The sequence below is a fragment of the Xanthomonas sp. NCPPB 3570 genome (assembly GCF_056725115.1).
On sequence record NZ_CM161513.1, the window covers coordinates 794,574 to 817,238 of the forward strand.

Sequence of the window (22,665 nt, forward strand, 5' to 3'; positions counted from 1 at the left end):
CGGAGCGGTGGGCCTGCGCTCATGCAGCGGGCTGCGTTGCGATTGCGATGGGTACCGCGTCTAAGGCTGGCCGCCGGTCAGCTGGAGTTCCTCGGCGGGAATGGCATCAGGCATTACTTGGACAACAGCGGTCGGCCGGTAGTGCTTCGTGCCGCTATGGCGCTGGCCCCATCACTCCCACGCCAGTGCCGGCCTGAAAGCCAAACAAGGCTCTTCCTCAGCTAGTGAGGTGCCGGCGGGCTATCTTGTAGTAAGTTGATGTCGTCCGCAAACCCGAGCATCTCCGCTCTAGCGACCTTGCCAGCAAGACAAGGTACCACCTCAGACGTTAAACTCGCGCCCGCCTCGGCGCCTTCCTCTGCATGCACGCCAGAGGCGCCAAGCCGGCGGCGGACGCATCGCCCGCCCGCTCCGGACGCGTCCGGGCCTATAGCTCAACGGTTAGAGCAGAGGACTCATAATCCTTTGGTTCCAGGTTCGAATCCTGGTGGGCCCACCATTAGCATGCAAAAAGGCAATCGCATGCTGTCTGCTCTTCAAGATGAGCGGACGTTGGAAGTGAGCCTGATCCCATTCTTGTAGTGTTGGTGAGGCCGTCGTCTTAGAAGCGCGCGATGTACATGGTTGCCTCGAGATGGCAATGCGAAGCTATAGCGCCGGGTAGATCGAATAGACGTGGTTTTGCACGGAAGTCGAAGAGACGATAGAGGCGGTATTTGTCAGCATCGACTTCCGAACGCGCCAGTTCATTGCGGCTGACATGGAATGGAGTCAGGATGCCGAACGCGGTGGTCTTTACCTCGATGAGTCGTTCTCGGCCATCGGTCTCGTAGGAGAGTATGTCGTAGCCTAGGCCATCGCCTTGAGAAGCGGCTATGTGTTCGACCCGATTGGCCAGGCGTTTCTGGCCAGCTGCATGAAGGCGGCGGGTTTCCAACTCTATTACGAACAACTCGCCGGCCCGGCCCAACGATTGATTCCTCGCTTCTTGTGCCAGGTAGTCACGTTGCATAGGCGAGAATCGGGGCAGGTAGATAGGTGATGTCTCTCGTACCCGTGCCGCTGTCGGTGCCGGAACCCATACGGTTTCCGTATCCTCTGGGGCAATCATCACGGCAGGTCGTAGCACGGCGGATTGAGCGGCGGCCTGTAGTGCATCGTTCGACTGCGTTTGACTTCCCGCTACGTCGAACAACAGGGTCTGGTAATTGCCACGCGGCTTGTAGCCATCAATGTACGGGTAGCCGAGTGCGAGAAGGACTGCGCTGATGTTGCAATGTTTGAACTCGATGGCGGCCCTGTTGCGCCCGTCAAGCCGCTCGGCCAGCGCACGTGCATGGGCGGTCTTGCTATACCGCTGGCCGTTCAGTTCGAGCGTGAGCATGTGCAAGTAGTCGGCGACGCAGGCCTCCACTTCTTCATGCGACCAGTCTGTGCCCCGTGCCATATAGTTCCTCTCGCCTGTCACTAGGTTAACTGGCATGGGGTGTGGGGACTAGTCCTGATAGTGATAGCTGCGTGGGCAATGTGGGGCGGTGGCGGCGATTTTTGGTAGCTAACAAGAGCTTGCAAAGGCAATTGCATGTTGTCGCTCTTGAAAGTAAGCGGATGCTAGAAGTAAACCTGACCCATTCTTGGCAGGGTAGGTTGCTTGGCTGATGATGCCCGTCGCCCATTGCGTTAGTCAGTCATTGCTCCGTCCTCCATTGTAGTAACGTAACTACATTGCGTTAGTACAGGAGGCGTCCTATAGCAATCACAACCCTGTCCAGTTGGGAACTCAGTCAGGACGTGACACGGGGCAAAGAAGGCCCCTAAGAATGGTCCAGTGTTCATGACGGATCGAGACGGGCCTGCGCACGTGCTGTTGAGCTTCGAGGACTACCAACGGCTGACCAGGCAGCGGCCCAACATTGCCGATGCGCTGGCGATGCCGGGCGTGCGGACATCGAGTTCGAGCCGCTGCGAGTGACGATTGGAGCCCGGTCGGTTGATCTTCCGTAACGTACGTGCTCAACCAATGTGCTGTGTGACTTGCGTAAGTGCGGCTCGGCAAGTCGGCTCGAATGTGTCGGCATGAGCGGAAAGCGTCGATGCCGCTGATCTCTTCACATCGACCATCACCGTCATGGAGCTGGAGCTCGGCGTTCTGTCGACTGAACGCAAGGACCCCCACACAGGGTGCCATGCTGCCGGCGTGGCTGGAGCAACAAGTATTGCCTAAGTTCTCCGGGCGTACATTGCTGATCGATGCCGCTGTGGCGCAGCGCTGCGCCCTGTTGCATGTACCCGATAAGCGAGACTAGCTTATCGCGGCGACGGCGACGACGCATGTATGGCGCTGATCACATACAACGTAAATGATTTATCTGGAGATTATAATGTCTAGTTTAGTCGACGAAACGACTAGTAATATCATTAATTCAATTTGCAATGCCTCCACGGCACTCGATGCGTTCCAGCTCTATGCTATCCATCACGATCAGTTGGCTGAATGGAAATTTCTTCTTCGTGATGAATTTGGTACCTTGCCATCTCATGCTATTCAACGAGAATTTGCACATGGCGCGACAGTTAGTTCTGTATTCGGTGCGTCCCCCGTATTGGTGCTTGATCAGAACGTATATCGCGACATGCTTTCAGGTTCTGCGAATTTCCATTTTGACTTCTCGATTGCGCTTGATACGCAAGCAGTTAGCCATCTTCATCCTTATATTTCCGGGCGAGACGCGGACAATATCGATCTTGATTTGAAAGATGTATTTTCTTTCATTGCTCGCCCTGACGTCAACGTGGATGCAATGCCATATCTTTTGGAGAATATTGATAAGGTAGGGGTGGTCGCCGGTGTTGATCTGAAAATTTATGAGAAGATACTTGCTTACGAGGTGCTTCGGACTCTTGATCAAGAGGCTTTACAAGATCGTGGAGAGGTGCGTTCTCGCCTAAATATACAAGAATTATCTCAAAGTGCTGGCACTCACATGTCGCGTCTTTCTGATTACGCGCGCAACAAACAGTTTCTAGAGGGATTGGCGCGGCAGTATCAATTTGTATATGCCTGCCTATTGAAAATAGTGATGTTGAAGCTTAATGATAGTAGTGCTTCGATAGATCGACGCATTGGGGAGTTTACCGAATTTTGCCATGAAATTCTTGCATGCATTGCTGGTCGCGAGCTTGTTCTTTGTCGTTGGTTACTCAGCTCAAAAAAACTTCCTAGTTTTTTTGGTAAGATCAATGGAAAGAGTATAGATTATCTACGGAATATGGCGTGGGACTTGTTTCATGTGCGGCAAATGGAGTACAGGTTTAGTTTAAATCTGGATGATCGTGCTGGCTTTTTCTTTCCCGCATTTCTTACCTTTGACAGGGGTATGTCGGAAATAATTGGCCTTTATCCATTGCGGGCGGTGGCTTGCCATAGAACCCTTCCAATTTCTATTCCTTTTTTTGCCAATGATTGGCATGGTCAGATAGCTGGCACCAAAGCAGCCGTTGATGACTATATACAGCGGTTTTTTAGCGGAAAGGCGGTATCGGATCGAGCAAAGAGGTTGGAGGGTGCAAAGGTTGGGTTATCTGAGAATATCCGTCTTCTGGAGCGGCGACTGGTTGAAGAACAAGGATTCATAACTGGCCGTCCCAGAAGTATTGCCGTGTATCCATATGGCTGGACCTAGCCGATTTTGGTGTTGACAAGTCGCTCTTGATCGAGACTATTTGTTTGCTGCGGCAAATTCTGCAGCGTGATTGGTCTCCCGAAATCAAATGGCGCACCAGCGCCCTTCGTCCATGTCAGGCGCTTTTTTGTTGCCTCGACTTCGCGTTGGGTCTGCTTGCTCTTCAATGGCGGGCTGTGCGTGGGGCCTTCGGGCCGCCGGGTTGCCTTTTGACCGGTAGACCAACCCGCACCGTCCGCCACCTCGATTGGTCTCGCGTTGGCGGACTCCACTCAAAAGGAGAACGTCATGCCCCGTCAGACTCCCGTTCGTTCGAGCGCTCCATCCCCACGCAGTAGGAGTAAGGCAACTCTTCGTCAGTCCAAGGCCGAAGCGTCTGCGTCTGCTGTAGTCGCGTCCAATGAGTCGCCACAGCCATGGCCTGATGTCGCTTCGGCATCGTCTGCGCCTACCGAAGCCGACGAAGCTCCCGCCGCCAGGCGTCTGGTTCCTCGCCGCCCCAAGCAGTGCACCATCGGCTATCGCTACTACGATGTGGAGCGCAACGGCATGCGCGTTGGGCGGCAGGTTCCGAGCCTGCGCTTGTATGGCATATGACTGGAAGGCATCGGCTTCGCCGTGGGTGGCAAGGTGCGCATCACGATGGCCAATGGCGCCCTGCTGATCACGGCTGCGCCGACCGGGACGCCGCCTGCGGCGAAGAAGCGACGCAGGTGCAAGGTGGCGCCGTAGCCGCTCGGTTTTTAAGGTGGCTTTGCCGGGGCGGGGGGCATGAGCCGAAGCGCTTGACGGTGGAGATGACACGTGCCGGTCGCGTCGTCGCTACACGTCGACCCTTCCCAGCAAATTTCACCATTGGCAGGCGCGTCATGCCAACGCGCATGGCGCGTTCGCCAACTCAGCCCGCCCCCGCCGTCCACTGCACCGCATCTCTTTCGTGAGGCATGCGCAGACCATTCGGCACCCGGCGTCTTCGCGGGAGGATCGTACACATCAATCGAATTACCCGAATATCAGCTATTCGAATTTTATTCGCTTTGCAGGTATTTTTCGTTTAGCTGGATGACGGGTACCACCCCAATGCCGCCACGCCACGTTCTGGTCACCGCCACGCAACTAGGCGCGACGCTGCAGGCCGCACGCAAGGCCCAGGGACTGACCCAGTCTGCACTGGCCGGCCGTCTCGGCCTGAGTCAGTCGCGGGTCTCCCATCTGGAGTTGAACGCCCACGCGTTGAGCGTGGAGCAACTCTTGGCCTGGTGCGCGGCGCTGGGGTTGGAGCTGACCATCGGCACCCGCGGCGACTCCGCCGCCGTCAGCGCGCAAGCGGAATGGTGAGATGGGGCGCCGATCGCATAGGCGCAGCCTCTCCATCTGGGCCAATGGCGTGCGCGTGGCGAGATGGACGCTGCCTGCGCGCGGGGAGATGGAACTGCACTACGACGCGGATTGGGTTGGCGCGGACATCGACCAGCTGCTGTCGCTTTCGCTGCCGCGGCGCTCGAAGGGATGACTGCATAGCTAACGAAAAATGCGGAGAGGGGGCAGAGTGGACTTATTCGCATCAGTTCCGAATGAGCAAGGACCCAAATCCATGTGGTGTGAGATGTGCTCTGACCCCAGGCTTCTAACCGTGGGCCATACTGCGCAGATGAACATCCGTCGATTGATCTTATGCCTCAGCTGGCTCTCGATCGCTGGCCCCGCGTTCGCAGGGGGCGGCCGCTGCGATCTGCACGAATTCACCAGCTCGCGCGAGTTGCACCGGTTCCTGAGCCTTCGCGCCGTTGACGTCCTCAGGCAGGCAGAAAATTCCGGTAGCGGACTCGCGGACCTGGTTGCCCCAATGGCCACTTTTAACCTCGGTGCTGGTGACGTAGGCCGTCCGTTGGGCACAGGCATCGACGGCGCTCGTGCGCTTGCACGAACCATGCACGCCGACTCGTACCGTTTCCTTGGTTGGGACTACATGGACATGGCGCCCAATGCCTGCTCAGAGCGTGAGGTGGACGTCGAGGTCGAGTTCATCGACAGCCAAGGCAAGCGCGTTTCCCGCGTGAAGTTCACGTTCGAGGTGGAGCGCGTTCGCTTGGTGAGTGCCGTGGGCTGGGAAAGATCGTTCGAAGCGGGTCAGTTGTAGAAGCGGTTCGAGCAGAGCCAATTGAACCAGGGTGTCACGACACTCAACCCTGGTTACGCGTAGCGCTGCTCACAGGCAGCAGGGGTAGGCCGGTAGTTGAACCAAGCGACATTTGTGGATGGTAACGACCGTGGGAAAGCGCGCTCAGTCGCGCTCGAAGCGCTGCAATTCGTCCAGTTGCGCCAGCGCCTTGCGCAGGCTGTCGCCGCTCAAGGACTCGTCCATCTTCCGGCCGAACTCGGCGCGGTGCGGGCGGCGTGCCCAACGGTGGAACCACCCGGTGCCGAGCAGGCCGGCGACGCCGATGCCGTAGCCGCTCCACACCAGCGCGGGGGCCTTGGCCAGCAGATCGACATCGCCCAGGCCAGCCAAGGTCTGCAAGACCGCGATCCACAGGAACCACCACGGCAGACCGGCGACCATGCCGCTGCGGATGTACAGCGTGCGTGCGCGCAGCAATTGCTTCTGGATGCCGACGACCGGCTGCGCATAGTCGATGTTGCCGAGTCGCCCCAGCACCACACCGGCCGCGATGATCGTCAGCACGCCATACGCCTGCACCAGCACGCCGGCGACGATGGACGAAGCATGTGCTGGCTGGCTCATCCACAGCAGCGACGCGAGCAGGACGAACGCGATGCCGAACAGGATCTGCATCACCTGGCCCCAGTACAGCGGACGCAGGCTGCCGCGCGTCCTGTCCAGCTTGCGCTCGCGCAGTTCGTGCAGCTTCAACGTGTTGTCCAGTTGTAGCCGGCGGTCCAGCGATTGCCAGGCCGATTTGAAGTCGTCGAGTTCCATCATGGTCTCCATGGCGTGGTTTAGCGAAATTCGTCGCGGATGCGCTGTTTCAGGCGTCCGATCTTGGTGGAGACATTGCTTTCGGTGATGCCGAGGATCTGTGCGATCTCGCGTTGCGGGCGGTCTTCGAGGTAGAGCAGCAAGAGTGCGCGGTCCAGCGGCGGCTGGCGGGCGATGACGTCCTGCAGCAGGCGAAGCCGCTGTTCGTTCTCCGGGTCCGCGGCATTGCTGTCGGCCACGTCGTGCAGGGTTTCGTCCAGCGGCATCGCGTCGTGCCGCTGCCGCAGTTCGCGGTTGCGCAGGTGGCTGATCGCCACGTTCAGCGCGATCCGGTACATCCAGGTGCTGACGCTGCGCGCGGGGTCGTACGTCGGCCAGGCGTGCCAGAGCTGTGCCGCGATTTCCTGGGCCAGATCGGCCCTGTCCTCGGCACCGCGCGCATAGCTGCCGGCGACCTTGAACACGATGCCGGAATGGCGCTGCAGCAGCGCGCTGAAGGCATCTCGGGCGTCGTTCGCGGTCATGGCGGTTGCGATGGTATCCATTGGTTCACCGGCGCGGCCTTCGCGCCCCTCGACACCATGATTCGCACCAGCGCACGGAATCTCACATCGCGCCGGCAAGAAACTTCAAGGAGATGCCGGCCCTGAGTCCCTCGGTGATCACTTGCAGCATGCCGGCGATACCATTGGCGGCTTACACCAGTGGCATAACTGCCAGGCGCGCCATGCGAACGCACCTGAGGCGGCCGTCGGCTCATCCCGCCTCCGCCGCCCACTGCACCGCATCCGCCCCGGCCGGCAGATACAGCGGCGCCGATGGATCGGTCGCCGCGCGCCAGACGGCCTCGGCGACGTCCTGCATGCGCGTGCCGGGACCGGTGGAGTCGGCCATGCGCGCGATGGTGTGGCGCATGAAGTCGCCATAGACCGCATCGTCCATGCCGCGCAGGCGGGTGCGGGCGGTGTCGCGAAAACGCGTTTCGCCCGAGGATCCGGGCAGTACGAGGCGCACGCGCACGCCGAACGGTTCGACTTCGTTCGCCAGCGATTCGGTGAAGGCATTCACCGCCGCCTTGGCCGCGCGGTAGACGCCGACCAGCGGTAGCGGCTTGTAGGTGACGCTGGAGGTGACGTTCACCACGACGCCGGCGCCGCGCGCACGCATCTGCGGCAACACCGCCTGGGTGAGCGCCATCGTGCCGAAGGTGTTGGTGTCGAACAGGGCGCGCACGGTGTCCATGTCCATCAACTCGAACGGGGCGGGTGCGCCGAAGCCGGCGTTGTTGACCAGCACGTCGATCGGGCCGGCCGCTTCGACGGCTGCGCGGATGCTCTGCGCGTCGGTGACGTCCAACGGCAGCACGCGTAGCTGGGCCGATGGCGGCAGCAGGTCCTCGCGCGGCGCGCGCATGGTGGCGAGCACCCGCCAGTCGCGGGCGAGGAAGTAGCGTGCGGTTTCCAGGCCGAAGCCGGAGGAGCAGCCGGTGATCAGGACGGTCTTCAAGGGAATGCCTTTGCGCGTGGACGAGTCACGACGATAGATTGCCGTCCCCGTACTCGCTACGATCCAAAGTCCTTGATTCGTTTGCGAGCGTCCAGCGATGGTGGATCCCCTTGCCGAGGTGGTGACGCTGCTGCAGCCGGCGGCCCGGTTCTCCAAGCAGGTGGTCGGTGCCGGTGCCTGGCGCATCCGGCGCTCCGACGCCGGGCAGCCGTTCTACTGCGCGGTGCTGGAGGGCGGCTGCCACATGGCGCTCGATGGCGGCGCGCCGATCCTGCTGCAGGCAGGCGATTTCGTCCTGGTGCCCGCGGCTTACCGCATCACGATGTCCAGCCTTGCGCCGCACGCGGACGTGGCCGAGACCATGCCGGCCGCACTGGGGAACGGCGTGTTCCGGATCGGCGCGCAGGACGGCCCGACCGACCTGCGCATCCTGGCCGGCCACTGCAGTTTCGGCTCGCCGGATGCGGCGCTGCTGGTGTCGCTGCTGCCGCAGATGGTCTATGTGCACGGCGAGCACCGGCTCGCCACGCTGGTGCACCTGGTGAGCGAGGAGTCGCGCGAGGCGCGGCCCGCGCGCGAGGTCGTGCTCTCGCGGTTGCTGGAAGTGCTGTTGATCGAAGCGCTGCGTTCGGCCGCGGGCACCGCGTCGTCGCCGGGCCTGGCGCGCGGGCTGGCCGATGCGCGCCTGGCCGCGGCGATCCGCGCGATGCACGCGCAGCCCACGCGCGCATGGACGGTGGCGGCGTTGGCGAAGGAAGCCGCCTTGTCGCGGTCGGCGTTCTTCGAGCGCTTCGGCCGCACGGTGGGCATGGCGCCGATGGAATACCTGCTGGCCTGGCGCATGGCCTTGGCCAAGGACCTGTTGCGCCGCAACGAGTTCGGCATCGCCGCGATCGCCGAGCGCGTCGGCTACAGCTCCGCGAGTACCTTCAGCGTGGCGTTTGCGCGCCATGTCGGACAGCCGCCGACGCAGTACGCGCGGGCCAGCGGCCGCGGCGCGGGGCGCGGTGAACCGTCGTTCTCCGGGCAAATCGAGGGCGTGGAGTAGGCACGCGTCGGGGATTACCGCTTCCGGGCCGGCGACTTCGCCGGAGGCGTTGCGGGTTGCGCAAGAATCGCGCCGGTCACGAGTTCGAACAGGCGCTCGGCGCGTTTGGCGTGCGACGGCTGTTCGCGCAGCCAGGCCAGCGCCGCAATCAGGTCGAACAGTTCGTCGCCGTCCATGTCGGCGCGGGCCTTGCCATCGGCCTGCGCGCGCGCGAGCAGTGCGGCGCCTGCGGAGCGTAGCCGTACGCAGGAGGCATGCAGCGCGGAGGCGTCGTCTTCGATGGCGGACATCATCGGGGCGAGGATGCCGCGCTGGCGATGGGTGAAGGCGATGATCTCCTCAAGCCAGGCCAGCAATGCCTGGTCGGAGGCCGCTGCCGTGCGCAAGGTGTCGGCCTTGGCCGCCAGGTCCTCGAAGTCGTTGCGCAGCAGGGCCTCGAGCAGGGCTTCGCGGGTGGGGAAGTGGCGGTACAAGGTGCCCAGGCCGACCTCGGCGCGGCGGGCGATGTCGCGCAGCGAGGTGTCCGCACCCGCTTCGGCCAGGGCCTCACGGGCCACGTCCAGCAGGCGTAGGTAGTTTTTCTGGGCGTCGGCGCGCATGTTGTCCTTTACAAGTGGAGCGGTGCTCCGTATATTCGGAGCACTGTTCCGATCAGGATACGCCATGCACGGCTCCAACGACATTCGCCCCACCATGAAAGCGGTCCGCCAGCACGCGTTCGGTGGTCCCGAAGTGCTCCACTACGAGGACGCGCCTCTGCCGGTGGTGCGGCAGGGTGAGGTACTCATCCGGGTTCACGCCATCGGCTTGAACCCGCCGGACCTGTACCTGCGGGAGGGCTACAGCCGCCTGCCGCCGGAATGGCGCCCGCCAGTGGCGTTCCCGCTGATCCTGGGCACAGACGTGTCGGGGGTGATCGAGGCGGTGGCGGAGGACGTGGACGGGCTGTCGCGCGGCGACGCGGTCTACGCGATGGTGCGCTTTCCGGACGGGTTGGCCGGCGGCAGTCAGGCGTATGCGCAGTACGTCACCGCGCCCGCCGCCGAGGTCGCGCGCAAGCCGGCCGGGATCGATCACGTGCACGCCGCGGCGGTGCCGATGTCGTTGCTGACGGCGTGGCAATTCCTGATTGCGCAGGGCCACGACGTGGCCAATCCGCTGCAGCCCATGCCGCATGTGCCGGTGCCGTTGCAGGGCAAGACCGTGGTGATCAACGGGGCGGCTGGCGGCGTCGGCCACTTCGCACTGCAACTGGCCAGGTGGCAAGGCGCGCGCGTGATCGCGGTCGCGTCCGGCAAGCACGAGGCGTTCGTGCGCGGTTTGGGCGCCGAGACCTTCGTCGACTACACCAAGACGGCGCCGGAGGATGTGCTGCACGACGTGGACCTGGTGGTGGACGCCGTCGGCGGCGCCGGGGCCGGCAAGTTCCTGCGCACGCTCAAGCGCGGCGGCGCACTGTTCCCGATCTTTCCGCTCGGCTTCGACGGGCACGATGCGGCGGCGGCGCTGGGCGTGACGGTGTCCACCACCCAGGTGCGCTCCAGCGGCGCGCAACTCGGCGAACTCGCGGCATTGCTGGACGCCGGCAGGGTGCGCGTGGCCATCGACAGCACCTTCGCGCTGTCGCAGGCACGGCAGGCGCACGAACGCGCGGAGCAGGGGCACGTCCAGGGCAAGATCGTGATGACGGTTGAGTGAGGCCTGGATCGCGGCGTTGCCGCCGGCATCGAATGGCCCAGCGGCTCGGCGATGCATCGGCCGCCGAGCCGCGAACCACGTTGCCCTAGTCGCTACGGGTCGTGGTATTGCCGTAGGAATCTGTGGATGTGCGAGTGACGCTCCCGTCGTCGCCGCGGCAGGTTTTGTTGCCGTACGAGTCCGTGGAGCAGCGAATCGTGTTGCCCCGGTCGTCACGGGTCGTGGTATTGCCGTAGGAGTCTGTGCTGCTGCGCGTCACGCTTCCGTCGTCGCCACGACAGGTTTTGTTGCCGTACGAATCCGAAGAGCAGCGAATCACGTTGCCTTGGTCGTCGCGGGTTGTGGCATTGCCGTAGGAGTCGGAGCTGGTGCGCGTCACGCTTCCGTCGTCGCCGCGGCAGGTCTTGTTGCCGTACGAGTCCGTCGAGCAGCGTGTTGTATCGGCAAGTGCGCTCGACGTGGCCAGCAGTCCAGCCAAAAGTGCGAGTGTGGTCATTTTCATTTTGAAACCCCCTGAGTGTGTGGAGCGATCCAGCGCTTGTCAGTGTAGCGGCTGAAGACGGTCAGGCAGATCGCTCTGTCGTCTCCCATCGCTCCTCGTCGCGGGACGGTTCAGCGTCATTCTTCTTCGCATTCAACGCGGCGCAGTGACGCCAGATCGCGTATCGATCCGCAGACGAACTGTTGCGCAGCAGCATGCAACCCCACGACGGGCGTGTTACATCTAGCCGTGTTGGATCGATCCAAAGCCGTTGATGCAGCGCATCCTTGGGGGAGACGGCGGGTAGGGATCGCGTGCGACGAGTTTGTTGACGCCTGCTCTCCAGTCCGCATGCATCTGCGGTCGTGAGGCTGTGCTGGATGCAGACTCAAGCGGCGATCCCTCTGGCGATCCGGTCCACGTTGCGCGCCTTCGCTGTGCGCCGTTGCCACCGGAAGTGCGTGACGCCACGCGTCGCGGCACAACCGACCGAGAGAGTTTGGGGAGCCTGCCATGCCAATCCGTCTGCGCTTCGCGCACCTGTCTGAATCGTCTTGCGGGTGGGTGGCGTCGCTCCTTGCCTCAGCGTTGCTGTGCGCGGGAACTGGCGCGGTACACGCGGCCGATGCCGATTTTGCGTCCTCGTTCGAGCGGGGCGAACCTGCGCCAGCTTCGGTGGCGCAGTCCGACAAAACAGGCGTGAGCGTCGCCGTCGGTAACGGTCCCGAACAGCCCTACGCGGCCAAGGCCGGCGTGGGCTACACCGGGCTGCATGCGCTGCACTATTGCGCCAATGCGGCCGGGCGCGCACAACTGTTCGCGGTCGATCTGCCGGTGGAGCCGGACACGACGCTGTCGTGGATGGTGCTGCCGGAGATCGTCGATGGCGATACGGTGGCGTCGACCGGTGTGGCGGTGGATCTGTTGTTCGACGATGGGCGCCGCCTGTCCGAGTTGGGCGTGGAGGATCAGCACGGTGCGCTGGTCAGTGCGGCGGGGCAGGCGGCGTCGAAAACGCTGTATCCGCAGCAGTGGGCATTCAAGCAGGTGCGGCTGGGTGAGGTGGCGGCCTTGCGCGGCAAGCGCATCCGTGCGATCGAGGTGCAGGTGCAGCCCGGCGCCGGCAAGGTGGCGGCGGGCTGGATCGACGATGTCGCGGTGCGCCGCGAACCAGCGCCGCAGGCGGCACGGCGGCCTAGCGACGAGGTGGTGACCACGCGCGGCACGCAGTCCAACGGCACGTTTTCGCGCGGCAACAACATCCCCGCCACGGCGATGCCGCATGGCTTCAACTTCTGGGTGCCGGCGACCGATGCGGGGACGCTGAGCTGGCTGTACCGCTGGAACGAGCAGAACGGCGAGGACAACCGGCCGCGCTTGCAGGCGCTGTCGATCAGCCATGAACCCAGCCCGTGGATGGGCGATCGCCAGACCTTCCAGGTGATGCCGTCGACCACGCGCGGGGTGCCGGAGGCGGACCGCGCCAAGCGCGCGTTGTCGTTCAGCCACGACCACGAGGAGGCGCGCCCGCATCTGTACCGGGTGGACTTCGACAACGGCATCCGTGCTGAGCTGACGCCGAGCGAGCGGGCGGCGATCTTCCGTTTCCGCTTTCCCGAGGGCGGCGATGCCAATCTGCTGTTCGACAATGTCGACGCGCGCGGCGGGCTGACCCTGGACGCGGCAACGCAGACCCTGCGTGGCTACTCCGACACGCGCAGCGGCCTGTCCAACGGCGCCACGCGCCTGTTCGTGTATGCGCGCTTCGACCGTCCGTGGACGGCCAGCGGCAAGATCGCCACCGGGCGGCCGACCGGCTACGTGAAGTTCGCGCCGGGCGCGGACCGCACGGTGGTGATGCGCATCGCCACCTCGCTGATCTCGGTGGAGCAGGCGCAGCGCAATCTGCAGCAGGAAATCGGCGACGCCGGGTTCGAGCTGGTGCAGGCGCGTGCGCAGGATGCGTGGGACGCGGTGTTGGGGCGGGTGCAGGTGCAGGGCGCCAGCCATGACCAGCGGGCCACGGTGTACTCCAATCTGTACCGGTTGTTCCTGTATCCCAACATTGCCCACGAGAACGTCGGCGACGCGGCGCATCCGGATTGGCGGCATGCCGACCAGAACAGTTGGTCCAAAGACAACACCGGCGGCGATGCCGAGCGCAGCGCGGCGCCGATCGTGCCGGGCAAGGTCTACGTCAACAACGGCTTCTGGGACACCTTCCGCACCAGTTGGCCGGCGTATGCGTTGTTCGCGCCGGAGCAGGCCGGGGCGATGATCGATGGCTTCCTGCAGCAGTACCGCGACGGCGGCTGGGTGGCGCGCTGGTCCTCGCCGGGCTATGCGGACCTGATGGTCGGCACCAGTTCCGATGTGGCCTTTGCCGATGCCTGGCTGAAGGGCGTGCGCGGGTTCGATGCGCACGAGGCCTATGGGGCGGCGCTGCGCAACGCGACGGTGGTGCCGCCGGTTTCGAATGTGGGCCGCAAGGGCCTGGCCCGCTCGATGTACCGCGGCTACGCCGCCAACGACGTGCACGAAGGGCTGTCGTGGACGCTGGAGGGCGCGCTCAACGATTTCGGCCTGGCGCAGATGGCGCACGCGCTGGCGGATCAGGAACAAGATGAGCAGCAGGCGCAGCGCTACCGCGAGGAAGCCGAGTACTTTCGGGCGCGCGCCACCGACTACGTGTATCTGTTCGATCCGGCCACGCGCTTCTTCCGCGGGCGCACGCCGGCCGGCCAGTGGAGCATGCCAGCGTCCACGTTCGATCCGCGCGTGTGGGGCGGCGACTACACCGAGGCCAATGCCTGGACCTTCGCCTTCACCACACCGCACGACGCGGCCGGGCTGGCCGGGTTGCTGGGCGGCGAGGATGCCATGGCCGTGCGCTTGGACGAACTCTTCGCCACGCCGGAGACCGCAGACAAGCGTTTTGCCGGCAGCTACCGCGGTGTCATCCACGAGATGACCGAGGCGCGCGACGTGCGCATGGGCATGTACGCGCAAAGCAACCAGCCCTCGCACCATCTGCCGTGGATGTACGTGGCGGCGGGGCAGCCGTGGAAGACCCAACGCCTCACCCGCGAGGTGCTGCGCCGGCTGTACCTGGGCAGCGAGATCGGCCAGGGCTATCCGGGCGACGAGGACAACGGCGAGATGTCGGCGTGGTACCTGTTCGCCATGCTCGGGCTGTATCCGCTGCGGATGGGCGCGCCGGAGTACGTGATCGGCTCGCCGGCGTTCCCACGCGCCGAGGTCGATCTGGGCAACGGTCGCAAGCTGGTGGTGATCGCGCGCAACAACAGTGCGCGCAACGTGTACGTGCAGTCGCTCACGCTCAATGGCAAGCCGTGGAAAAAGGCCTGGCTGCGACACCAGGACATCGCTGACGGCGCCACGCTGGAGTTCGTGATGGGGGCGACGCCCTCGCGCTGGGGCAGCGGCGTGGACGCGCTGCCGCCGTCGCTGACGCCGCCGGGCAGCGCGCCGCGCGGGCTGGAGGATGTGGCGTCGCAGGCCGTGGCGGTGTCGTTGCAAGGGCAAGCCAAGGCCACGGTCTTGATCGACGACGATGCAACGACGGCGCTGCCGCTGCCGGCCGGGCGCAGTGTCGACCTGCGTTTCGGCACGCCGATGCCCGCCACGTACTACACGCTGACCAGCGGCGATGCCGCGGTGTCCGGCCTGGCGTGGACGCTGGAAGGGCGCAACGGCGATGGTGCGTGGACCACGCTGGACCAGCGGCGTACGCAGGCGTTCGCCTGGGCGCGGCAGTTGCGGCCGTTTCGCATCGCCACGCCTGGCGCGTACAGCGCGTACCGGCTACGCCTGGAGGCGGGCGAAGGGGTGGCGCTGGGCGAGATCGAGCTGCTGCGGCCAGTGACACGGCAGGCCATGCCATGAACACGCGACAGCGCCGCGCCTGCGCACTGCGCATCGCTCACTGCAGCACTCGTCGACTGCATTAGCGCTGTTGCGCGGCAGCATGCGCTGCGCGAGGCGCTGTGATACTTAGTTTTCCAACGGATTAGAACGATCCAATTAAATGGGATCGTCGCGAGGGGAGGGACCGCACGACCGGCATGCCGCGATGGCGCCGGATGTCTTCACTACAACGATGCACGCATGTTCGCTCGGTCTGGATCGAGCGACACCCATGCACGCCGCAAGCCGATCAATCTTTGGGAGAGGATGATTGACATGAATTGCAAGCCACATGCACGCCACCGCAGCGCCTTGTCTGCGGGTATCGCCATCGCCTTGTTCGCCAGCGCCGCCTCCACCACCGCCTTCGCCCAGCAGGCCGACGGCACGCCAGCCCCCACGGGGCAGGCCGAGGTCAAGGCTACCGACCTGGACGCGGTGACGGTCACCGGCTACCGCTACGCGATCGAGAAGAGCCTGGAGCAGAAGCGCAACGCCAATGCCGTGGTCGATGTGATCACCGCCGAGGACGTGGGCAAGTTCCCCGACAAGAACGTGGCCGATGCGCTGCAGCGCGTGCCCGGCGTGGTCATCACCCGCGACGGCGGCGAGGGCAAGAACGTCAGCGTGCGCGGCCTGTCCTCGGAGCTGGTGCTGACCGAATTGAACGGCAACTACATCGCCACCGCCGAATCCAACGGCGACCCGACGCGCTCGTTCAACTACACGCTGCTGCCGTCGAACCTGCTGGGCAGCGCCGAGCTGTACAAGACGCCGGAAGCGCGCATCGACGAAGGTGGCATCGGCGGCACGGTGATCCTGCAGACGCGGCGCCCGCTGGAGCTGGAGCCCAATTCGGGCTTCCTGTCTGCCGAAGGCGTGTGGTCGGACAGCAGCAAGAAGACCGACGGCCAGTTCTCCGGCTCGTACTCGTGGCACGACCAGGACAACCGCTTCGGCGTGTTCGTAGGTTATACGCAGCAGAAGCGCACGGCGCGCACGCTCAACGCAACCACCGAAAACTGGCAGTGGTATGGGCGCGACGAAGGCGGCCGCGGGTTCGACGTCAACGGCAACCCTTCGGACTTCAACGCCATCTGGGGGGGCGCTCCCGGCTTCTGGGACCAGAATGGAAAGTACTACACCGGATTCATGATGCCGACGGCGGTCGCGCTGGAAGCCAAGCGCGAGGACCGCGAGCGCAAGGGTGGCCAGCTGACCTTCCAGTTCAAGCCCACCGACGACCTGACCCTGACCGCGAACTACTTCCGCTTCGACCTGTCGCAGAATTCGCAGACCAACACGGTCAAGATCCCCGAGTGGAACATCGCGCGCTCTTCCGGCGATGGCAACTGGCGCGGCGGGCGCCTGCTCGACGGACTGCAGTTCGACCCCAGCGGCACCATCGTCACCGGCGCCAACTACAGCCTGCATCCGGGTAAGGCCTACTACTGCAGTGAGGCCCAGGCCGCCGCGGCTGGTCTGCCGCCGGGCGGCTGGGGCTCGGACGACTGCACGGTGCCCACGCCGCAGATCACCGGCAGCTACAACATCGAAAAGTCGCTGTCGCAGACGGTGGACCTGGGCGGCGAATGGCGTGGCGAGAAGGTGGACGTGTCGTTCAAGGCCGGCCGCACCTGGGCCAAGGGCGGGCCGGAACTGCAGTTCTCGCTGCCGATCAAGCCGCGCCGCCAGAACGCCGACGGCAGTTGGACCAACGGCAACTTCGCCAGCGCCTGGGACCTGACCGGCACGCCGTCCATGACCTTCTCGCCGGAACTGATGCAGAACCTGCGCGACGGCATCCTGCAGGTCGACCTGGGCTCGACTGGTTCGTCCTGGACCCGCAACACCAACCAGCAGCAGTACGCGCAGATCGATACCACCTGGCACATGGACGGCGAGTTCTTCGACTCGCTGCAGTTCGGGCTCAAGCGGCGCGACGGCGGCGTCCACCGCAACACCGGCAACAACTACTGGGTGTGCCCGGGCACCGACCCGAGCGACTACAACAACCGCTACTGGAACGGGCGCTGCAACGCGCTGGCCACGCAGTTCTCGCCGGACCTGCTGTTCCCGCTGGACAACCTGGCCGGCGGGGTCAGCTCCAGCGCGTTCCCGGCAATCAACTTCCCGGGCTACATCGGCTACTTGAACAACACGTATGGTGCGATGCAGACCCGCAGCGAAGACAACTTCGTCTACAACGTCGACGAGAAGATCTATTCGACTTATCTGCAGCTCAATTTCCACACCGAGCGCCTGCGCGGCAACGTCGGCGTGCGGGTGGCGCGCACCGGCCAGCATGCCGATTCCACCGACAAGGTGACCGCCTACAACGACTATTTCTTCGATGGCGCCGACGGTAACCCGCTGGCCTGCCAGCAGGGCGCCGCCATGCCTGTCGGCGCGCCGGCCGATACCTACTGCGGTACGGAAGGCTATTGGCGCTTGTCGGACGACCAGCAGCGCGCCGAGTCGTTCGTGGTCAGCACGCTGGACCGCAAGTACACCGACGTGCTGCCGAGCTTCAACCTGGCCTACGACCTGACCGAGAACCTGCTGCTGCGCGCGGCGGCCTCGAAGGTGATCGCGCGGCCCAGCTACAACGCCATCGCCGCGCCCGGCAGCCTGGAGTACTACAGCCCCGAGTACGTGGCCGACCGGCGTCTGACCGGCGGCGCCAACGAGCAAGGCTGGTACGGCTCGGGCAGCAACAAGAAGCTGGAGCCGTACAAGGCCAACCAGTTCGACCTGGGGCTGGAATGGTACTTCCAGCCGGGCTCGGTGGCGGGCGTGGGGCTGTTCCGCAAGAACGTGGAGAACTTCTCGGTCGATGTGATCAGCGACGTCAACATGCTGATCAACGGCCAGACGGTCACGGTGCAGAACTACAGCACCAAGGCCGGCGGCCAGGACGCGGTCTCGCAGGGCGTGGAGCTGTACGCGCAGCACACGCTGCCCTCCGGCCTCGGTGTGCAGTTCAACTACACCTACAACGATGCCAGCAAGGCCGCGGTGCGGCTGGAGGATGGCACCGAGGTCGGCAAGACCTCGATGCCGGGCAGCGCCAAGAACCAGACCAACCTCACCGTGTTCTACGAGACCGACCGGCTGCTGCTGCGCGCCTCGTACAACCGTCGCGGCGAACTGGTGCAAGGCCTGGTCAACGGCTTGAACGTGTACGAGGAGCCGTACTACCAGATCGATCTGAATGCGGCGTACAACATCACCCCGGCGCTCAGCCTCACCGCGTCGGTGCTCAACCTGACCAAGCAGGAGTCGCGCCAGCACCTGGGTGACGACACCCGGGCGCGCTTCTACACCGGCGGCTACGCCGGGCGGTTGGCGTACCTGGGGTTGACCTACAAGTTCTAAGCTAGCGCGTGTCGTGCCCATGTCTGCCGCGCGGCGGATGGCATGGGCGCGACGGTCCGGCGATGGCCGGGCCACCGTTTTCGCCGTCCACGACCGCGCCGTCGCGCCGGTCGCGGTCGTTCACCACAGGACCCATCGCATGACGTCTTCCCCGTTGCCTTCCCTGCTGCGCACGCTCGCTCTGTCCTTGCTGCTGGTGACGCCGGCACTGGCCGCCGCGCCGCGGCTCAGTGCCGAGGTCAACACCTTCATCGGTAGCAAGGACGACGGCAACACCTTCCCGGGGGCGTCGGCCCCGTTCGGGATGATCCAGGTCAGCCCGATCGGCGCGCACTACGCCGGCTGGCGCTACGACGATCCGCAGATCCGCGGCTTCGGCCATTCCTTCCTGTCCGGTGCCGGCTGCTGGGAGCAGGGTGGCCAGGTCTCGGTGCTGCCGGTGACCGGGCGCATCGGCCCCGGCGGCGATTTCGATACGGGCGACCCGAAGGCGTTCGACCACACCCGCTATGGCGCGCGCTACCAGCACGACGGCGAGCGCGGCCAGGCCGGCTACTACAAGGTGCGGTTGACCGATTACGGCGGCATCGATGCCGAAGCCACCGCGCTGACCCGCGCCGCGGCCGAGCGCTATACCTTCAGCGCCTCGGGCGAGGGCCACGTGCTGGTCAACATCGGCCAGGCCAACGCCCGCCACACGGTCACCGGCAGCACCCTGACCGTGGTCGGCGACCGCGTCGTGGAAGGCAAGCTGGTGACGCAGAGCTTCTGCGGCGGGCACCAGTACACCACCTGGTTCCGCCTGGAGTTCGATCGCCCATTCAAGGCGTTCGGCACCTGGGGCGAGGCCGGCGGCGTGCCGGGCTCGCGCCATGGCATGGAGGGCGAGGGCAAGCCCAGCGGCGCGTGGCTCACCTTCGACCTGAGCAAGGGCCGCGCAGTGACAGCCATCTCGGCGATCTCGCATGTGGATGCCGAGGGCGCGCGCAACAACCTGCGCCGCGAGGGCATGGTCAATGGCCGCCTGCTCGGCTTCGATGCGATGCGCGCCCGCGCGCAGCAGGCCTGGGACAAGGAACTGGCCAGCGTGCGCGTGCAAGGCGCCAGCGGCGACGACCGCGTGGTGTTCTACACCGCGCTGTACCACGCGCTGCTGCAGCCGCTGACCGGCAGCGATGCCGATGGTCGCTACCGCGGCTACGACGACGGCATCCACCACGCCGACGGCTGGACCTACCACGAGTTCTTCTCGCTGTGGGACACCTATCGTGCGCAGAACCAGTTGCTGGCGTTGTTGCGGCCGCAGCGCGCCGCCGACATCGGCCGCTCGATCCTGGCGATCAATGCACAAGGTGGCTGGTTGCCGCGCTGGGGCTATGCCAACTTCGAGACCAACGTGATGACCGGCGATCCGGTCACGCCGTTCCTGGTCGATCTGTGGCGCTTCGGCGCGCTGCAGGGGCGCGAGGTCGAGGCCTACACCGCGCTGCGCCGCAATGCGTTCGAGATGCCGCCGTTGAACTCGCGCCACGCCGGGCGTTCCGGCAATGCCAATTACCTGGCGCAGGGCTTCGTGCAGTACGACCGCGCGTTCCCGTCCAAGGGCATGGATGTCGACCCGCACCACGGCGGCTCGGCGACGCTGGAGTACGCATTGGCCGACTGCGCGCTGTCGACGATGGCCGGTGCGCTGGGGCATGCCGAGGACGCGGCGGTGCTGAACCGGCGCGGGCGCAACTGGCGTTCGATCTGGGATCCGTCGGTGCGCGATACGCAGACCGGCTTCACCGGTTTCCCGCGGCCGCGCACCGAGGATGGGGCGTGGTACACGCCGCCGGACGGTCATTACGATCCGCGTTCGCAACACGGCTTCCACGAGGGCACAGCCTGGCAGTACCAGTGGCTTGTGCAGCAGGACGTGCCGGGCCTGGTGGAGGCGATGCACGGGCCGGAGCAGACCGCGCGGCGACTGGATACCTTCTTCGCCTACGACGCGCTGCTGGCCGACCCGGCCGGCGCCGCGCGCAAGGAATGGGTGATGGGGCCGTACAGCTACTACAGCCAGTTCCGCTACAACCCCAACAACGAGCCGGACCTGCATGCGCCGTGGATGTACACGCTGATCGGCCAGCCGTGGAAGACCAGCACCGTGCTGCATGCGGCGCAGACGCTGTTCACCAACGCGCCCAACGGCGTGACCGGCAATGACGACCTGGGCACGATGTCGGCGTGGTACCTCTTCAGCGTGATGGGCCTGTACCCGGCGGTGCCCGGCACCGGGCAGTTCCTGCTGCACGCGCCACGCTTCTCGCGCATCGAACTGGACGTGGGACCGGGCCGCACGCTGCGCATCGATGCGCCACAGGCCGGTGACGGCAAACTACGCTACGTCGGTGGCGTGTCGCTGGATGGCCGCGCGCATGCGCCGGTGTGGCTGGATTGGGCGCAGTTGCGCCAGGGCGGGCGCCTGCGCTTCGACCTGCGCGACGTGCCGCAGCCGCAGGGCTGGGGCACGCAGCCGCAGGACCTGCCGGTGTCGCCGTGCGCGGCGCCGGCCGCCCCCACCGCCAGCCTTGGTTGGCGCTGAGTCCATGCGGTCCCGCCGCGGCGGCGCGCAGCCGATGGTTTAGGCTGCGCGTCTCGTCCGAAAGGAATCGATCCGATGCGCCAGAAGCGTCCATCCCGTGCCGGATCCGCAGGCTCCACGCCGGTCAAGGCGGCCAAGGTCGCGCCGCGCAGGGCGGCCCCGGCTGCGGCGGAGCGCGCGGACAAGGCGAACAAGGCCACGAAGACCGCACCGGCCGCCGCCGCACGCGACCGCCAGCGGGTGGTGACCGTCACCGATATCGCCGATGCGGTCGGCGTCTCGCGCGCGACCGTGTCGCTGGTGCTGCGCGGCAGTCCGCTGGTGCATGCCGACACCCGTGCGCGGGTGGAAGCGGAGTTGAAGCGGCAACGCTACGTCTACAACCGCGGCGCCGCCAATCTGCGCCGGCGCACTTCGACCTGCGTGGCCCTGGTCATCAACGACCTGGCCAATCCGTTCTTCGCCGAGTTCGCCGCCGGCGTGGACGAGGCGCTGGGAGAGCAGGGCTACGTGACCCTGCTCGGCAGCACCGGCGAATCGCCCGCGCGGCAGCAGGCCGTCCTTGCCTCGCTGATGGAACACACGCCGGCCGGCGTGATCCTGTCGCCGGCCGAGGGCAGCGACGCTGCCGAACTGCACACGGTGCTGGATGCACGCGCGAACGTGCTGCTGTTCAATCGCGAACTTGCCGGCGCCGACGACTGGGGCTTCCTCGGCCTGGACAACCAGCGCGGCGCGCAACTGGCCACCGAGCACCTGATCGCGCTCGGCCACCGCCGCATCGCCTTCTACGGCGGCCATGCCGACTCCAGTTCCTGCCGGCAGCGTCGCGCCGGCCACGCGCAGGCGATGCGGCAGGCCAGGCTGCCGGTCGACCCGGCCTGGCTGATCGAGTCCGCCCCCAATCGCCTGGAAGCGGCGGCGCGCCACGGCGAACTGTTCGCCCACGACGCACCGCCCACGGCAGCGGTCTGCTACAACGACACGGTCGCGTTGGGCCTGATGCTGGGCCTGCTCGCGCGCGGCATCCGTCCGGGCAAGGACTTCGCGATCACCGGCTTCGACGACATCCCGGAGGCTGCGGTGAGCACGCCCGCGCTGACCACGCTCGCCGCGCAACCACGCGCCCGTGGCCGCCAGGCGGCGCAGCTGGTGCTGGAGCGGCTGGACGCGGCCGTACCGCCGCGCAGGACGATCGTGCCGGTGCACCTGTCGGTGCGCGAGAGCAGCGGCGCGCCGGTCGCGCCAGAACGCACCTAGCGCTGCGAATGCGGCTGCGGCCGCGGCAGCGATGCGCGAGACAGCCGCGTGCGCAGTGCCATCGCGACGCCCTCTAGACAGAGGCGGGCAGATAGTGGGTCGCACCCTCACAGCGGCGCGTCCCCTGCGGGTTCGTGCTGAGCGAGCGCTTCGCCC

General features: G+C 65.2%; 16 protein-coding genes and 1 tRNA gene. 11 read left to right on the forward strand and 6 right to left on the reverse strand.

What is annotated here, in order from left to right; translation table 11 throughout:
• The first annotated feature begins 423 nt into the window (after positions 1-423).
• Positions 424-499 (forward strand) — tRNA-Ile (locus tag AC1PLR_RS03455).
• A 102-nt stretch (positions 500-601) separates the two neighbouring features.
• On the opposite strand, the gene AC1PLR_RS03460 is transcribed toward AC1PLR_RS03455, so the two are convergent.
• A complete protein-coding gene (locus AC1PLR_RS03460; RefSeq protein WP_481102682.1) occupies positions 602-1,384 on the reverse strand; it encodes a protein NO VEIN domain-containing protein in 783 nt (260 codons plus the stop codon).
• Positions 1,385-1,834: 450 nt separating this feature from the next.
• Here AC1PLR_RS03460 and AC1PLR_RS03465 point away from each other — a divergent pair, with 450 nt between their 5' ends.
• The 4 genes from AC1PLR_RS03465 (at position 1,835) to AC1PLR_RS03480 (ending at position 5,823) form a co-directional block, all read left to right on the forward strand.
• Positions 1,835-1,972 carry a hypothetical protein gene (locus tag AC1PLR_RS03465; protein WP_481102683.1) on the forward strand — a complete coding sequence of 46 codons (138 nt, stop codon included), beginning with the start codon at positions 1,835-1,837 and terminating at the stop codon, positions 1,970-1,972.
• A gap of 409 nt (positions 1,973-2,381) precedes the next feature.
• On the forward strand, positions 2,382-3,683 hold the full coding sequence (locus AC1PLR_RS03470; RefSeq protein ID WP_481102684.1) for a hypothetical protein: 1,302 nt from the start codon (positions 2,382-2,384) through the stop codon (positions 3,681-3,683).
• A gap of 1,080 nt (positions 3,684-4,763) precedes the next feature.
• Positions 4,764-5,021 (forward strand): helix-turn-helix domain-containing protein, encoded by a 258-nt coding sequence (locus tag AC1PLR_RS03475; protein ID WP_481102685.1) that lies wholly within the window; start codon positions 4,764-4,766, stop codon positions 5,019-5,021.
• 313 nt (positions 5,022-5,334) lie between these two features.
• Positions 5,335-5,823 carry a hypothetical protein gene (locus AC1PLR_RS03480; RefSeq protein ID WP_481102686.1) on the forward strand — a complete coding sequence of 163 codons (489 nt, stop codon included), beginning with the start codon at positions 5,335-5,337 and terminating at the stop codon, positions 5,821-5,823.
• 144 nt (positions 5,824-5,967) lie between these two features.
• Here AC1PLR_RS03480 and AC1PLR_RS03485 read toward each other — a convergent pair whose 3' ends face one another.
• From AC1PLR_RS03485 to AC1PLR_RS03495, 3 genes are all read right to left on the reverse strand, one after another.
• Positions 5,968-6,624 (reverse strand): serine/threonine protein kinase, encoded by a 657-nt coding sequence (locus AC1PLR_RS03485; protein WP_481102687.1) that lies wholly within the window; start codon positions 6,622-6,624, stop codon positions 5,968-5,970.
• Between the two features lie 20 nt (positions 6,625-6,644).
• Positions 6,645-7,169 (reverse strand): RNA polymerase sigma factor, encoded by a 525-nt coding sequence (locus tag AC1PLR_RS03490; protein WP_481103521.1) that lies wholly within the window; start codon positions 7,167-7,169, stop codon positions 6,645-6,647.
• A 211-nt stretch (positions 7,170-7,380) separates the two neighbouring features.
• A complete protein-coding gene (locus AC1PLR_RS03495) occupies positions 7,381-8,130 on the reverse strand; it encodes an SDR family oxidoreductase (protein ID WP_481102688.1) in 750 nt (249 codons plus the stop codon).
• Positions 8,131-8,227: 97 nt separating this feature from the next.
• On the opposite strand from AC1PLR_RS03495, the gene AC1PLR_RS03500 reads away from it, so the two are divergent.
• On the forward strand, positions 8,228-9,178 hold the full coding sequence (locus tag AC1PLR_RS03500; protein WP_481102689.1) for an AraC family transcriptional regulator: 951 nt from the start codon (positions 8,228-8,230) through the stop codon (positions 9,176-9,178).
• A 14-nt stretch (positions 9,179-9,192) separates the two neighbouring features.
• Here AC1PLR_RS03500 and AC1PLR_RS03505 read toward each other — a convergent pair whose 3' ends face one another.
• Complete coding sequence (locus AC1PLR_RS03505; protein ID WP_481102690.1) at positions 9,193-9,843, reverse strand: TetR/AcrR family transcriptional regulator; 651 nt, start codon at positions 9,841-9,843, stop codon at positions 9,193-9,195.
• Between AC1PLR_RS03505 and AC1PLR_RS03510 the strand changes: the two genes are divergently transcribed.
• Positions 9,842-10,876, forward strand: a complete 1,035-nt coding sequence (locus tag AC1PLR_RS03510; protein ID WP_481102691.1) for an NADP-dependent oxidoreductase — start codon at positions 9,842-9,844, stop codon at positions 10,874-10,876. The two genes, AC1PLR_RS03505 and AC1PLR_RS03510, sit on opposite strands and share 2 nt — an antisense overlap.
• 85 nt (positions 10,877-10,961) lie before the next feature.
• Here the strand turns inward: AC1PLR_RS03510 and AC1PLR_RS03515 are convergent, their stop codons facing one another.
• Positions 10,962-11,378, reverse strand: a complete 417-nt coding sequence (locus AC1PLR_RS03515) for a hypothetical protein (protein WP_481102692.1) — start codon at positions 11,376-11,378, stop codon at positions 10,962-10,964.
• 492 nt (positions 11,379-11,870) lie between these two features.
• Here AC1PLR_RS03515 and AC1PLR_RS03520 point away from each other — a divergent pair, with 492 nt between their 5' ends.
• The 4 genes from AC1PLR_RS03520 to AC1PLR_RS03535 all read left to right on the forward strand — a co-directional run bounded on the left by AC1PLR_RS03520 (position 11,871) and on the right by AC1PLR_RS03535 (position 22,509).
• Positions 11,871-15,263: a GH92 family glycosyl hydrolase gene (locus tag AC1PLR_RS03520; RefSeq protein ID WP_481102693.1), complete on the forward strand. Its 3,393-nt coding sequence runs from the start codon at positions 11,871-11,873 to the stop codon at positions 15,261-15,263.
• Between the two features lie 297 nt (positions 15,264-15,560).
• Positions 15,561-18,662 carry a TonB-dependent receptor gene (locus tag AC1PLR_RS03525; protein WP_481102694.1) on the forward strand — a complete coding sequence of 1,034 codons (3,102 nt, stop codon included), beginning with the start codon at positions 15,561-15,563 and terminating at the stop codon, positions 18,660-18,662.
• Positions 18,663-18,801: 139 nt separating this feature from the next.
• A complete protein-coding gene (locus AC1PLR_RS03530) occupies positions 18,802-21,249 on the forward strand; it encodes a GH92 family glycosyl hydrolase (protein ID WP_481102695.1) in 2,448 nt (815 codons plus the stop codon).
• A 75-nt stretch (positions 21,250-21,324) separates the two neighbouring features.
• Positions 21,325-22,509 (forward strand): LacI family DNA-binding transcriptional regulator, encoded by a 1,185-nt coding sequence (locus AC1PLR_RS03535; RefSeq protein ID WP_481102696.1) that lies wholly within the window; start codon positions 21,325-21,327, stop codon positions 22,507-22,509.
• Positions 22,510-22,665: the final 156 nt, after the last annotated feature.

What these genes read in the sequence shown, in the direction of transcription:
- AC1PLR_RS03460 (WP_481102682.1), bottom strand. Translation starts at nt 1,384, where the DNA reads ATGCTCACGCTCGAACTGAACGGCCAGCGGTATAGCAAGACCGCCCAT.
- AC1PLR_RS03465 (WP_481102683.1), top strand. Translation starts at nt 1,835, where the DNA reads ATGACGGATCGAGACGGGCCTGCGCACGTGCTGTTGAGCTTCGAGGAC.
- AC1PLR_RS03470 (WP_481102684.1), top strand. Translation starts at nt 2,382, where the DNA reads ATGTCTAGTTTAGTCGACGAAACGACTAGTAATATCATTAATTCAATT.
- AC1PLR_RS03475 (WP_481102685.1), top strand. Translation starts at nt 4,764, where the DNA reads ATGCCGCCACGCCACGTTCTGGTCACCGCCACGCAACTAGGCGCGACG.
- AC1PLR_RS03480 (WP_481102686.1), top strand. Translation starts at nt 5,335, where the DNA reads ATGAACATCCGTCGATTGATCTTATGCCTCAGCTGGCTCTCGATCGCT.
- AC1PLR_RS03485 (WP_481102687.1), bottom strand. Translation starts at nt 6,624, where the DNA reads ATGGAACTCGACGACTTCAAATCGGCCTGGCAATCGCTGGACCGCCGG.
- AC1PLR_RS03490 (WP_481103521.1), bottom strand. Translation starts at nt 7,169, where the DNA reads ATGGATACCATCGCAACCGCCATGACCGCGAACGACGCCCGAGATGCC.
- AC1PLR_RS03500 (WP_481102689.1), top strand. Translation starts at nt 8,228, where the DNA reads ATGGTGGATCCCCTTGCCGAGGTGGTGACGCTGCTGCAGCCGGCGGCC.
- AC1PLR_RS03510 (WP_481102691.1), top strand. Translation starts at nt 9,842, where the DNA reads ATGCACGGCTCCAACGACATTCGCCCCACCATGAAAGCGGTCCGCCAG.
- AC1PLR_RS03505 (WP_481102690.1), bottom strand. Translation starts at nt 9,843, where the DNA reads ATGGCGTATCCTGATCGGAACAGTGCTCCGAATATACGGAGCACCGCT.
- AC1PLR_RS03515 (WP_481102692.1), bottom strand. Translation starts at nt 11,378, where the DNA reads ATGAAAATGACCACACTCGCACTTTTGGCTGGACTGCTGGCCACGTCG.
- AC1PLR_RS03520 (WP_481102693.1), top strand. Translation starts at nt 11,871, where the DNA reads ATGCCAATCCGTCTGCGCTTCGCGCACCTGTCTGAATCGTCTTGCGGG.
- AC1PLR_RS03525 (WP_481102694.1), top strand. Translation starts at nt 15,561, where the DNA reads ATGAATTGCAAGCCACATGCACGCCACCGCAGCGCCTTGTCTGCGGGT.
- AC1PLR_RS03530 (WP_481102695.1), top strand. Translation starts at nt 18,802, where the DNA reads ATGACGTCTTCCCCGTTGCCTTCCCTGCTGCGCACGCTCGCTCTGTCC.
- AC1PLR_RS03535 (WP_481102696.1), top strand. Translation starts at nt 21,325, where the DNA reads ATGCGCCAGAAGCGTCCATCCCGTGCCGGATCCGCAGGCTCCACGCCG.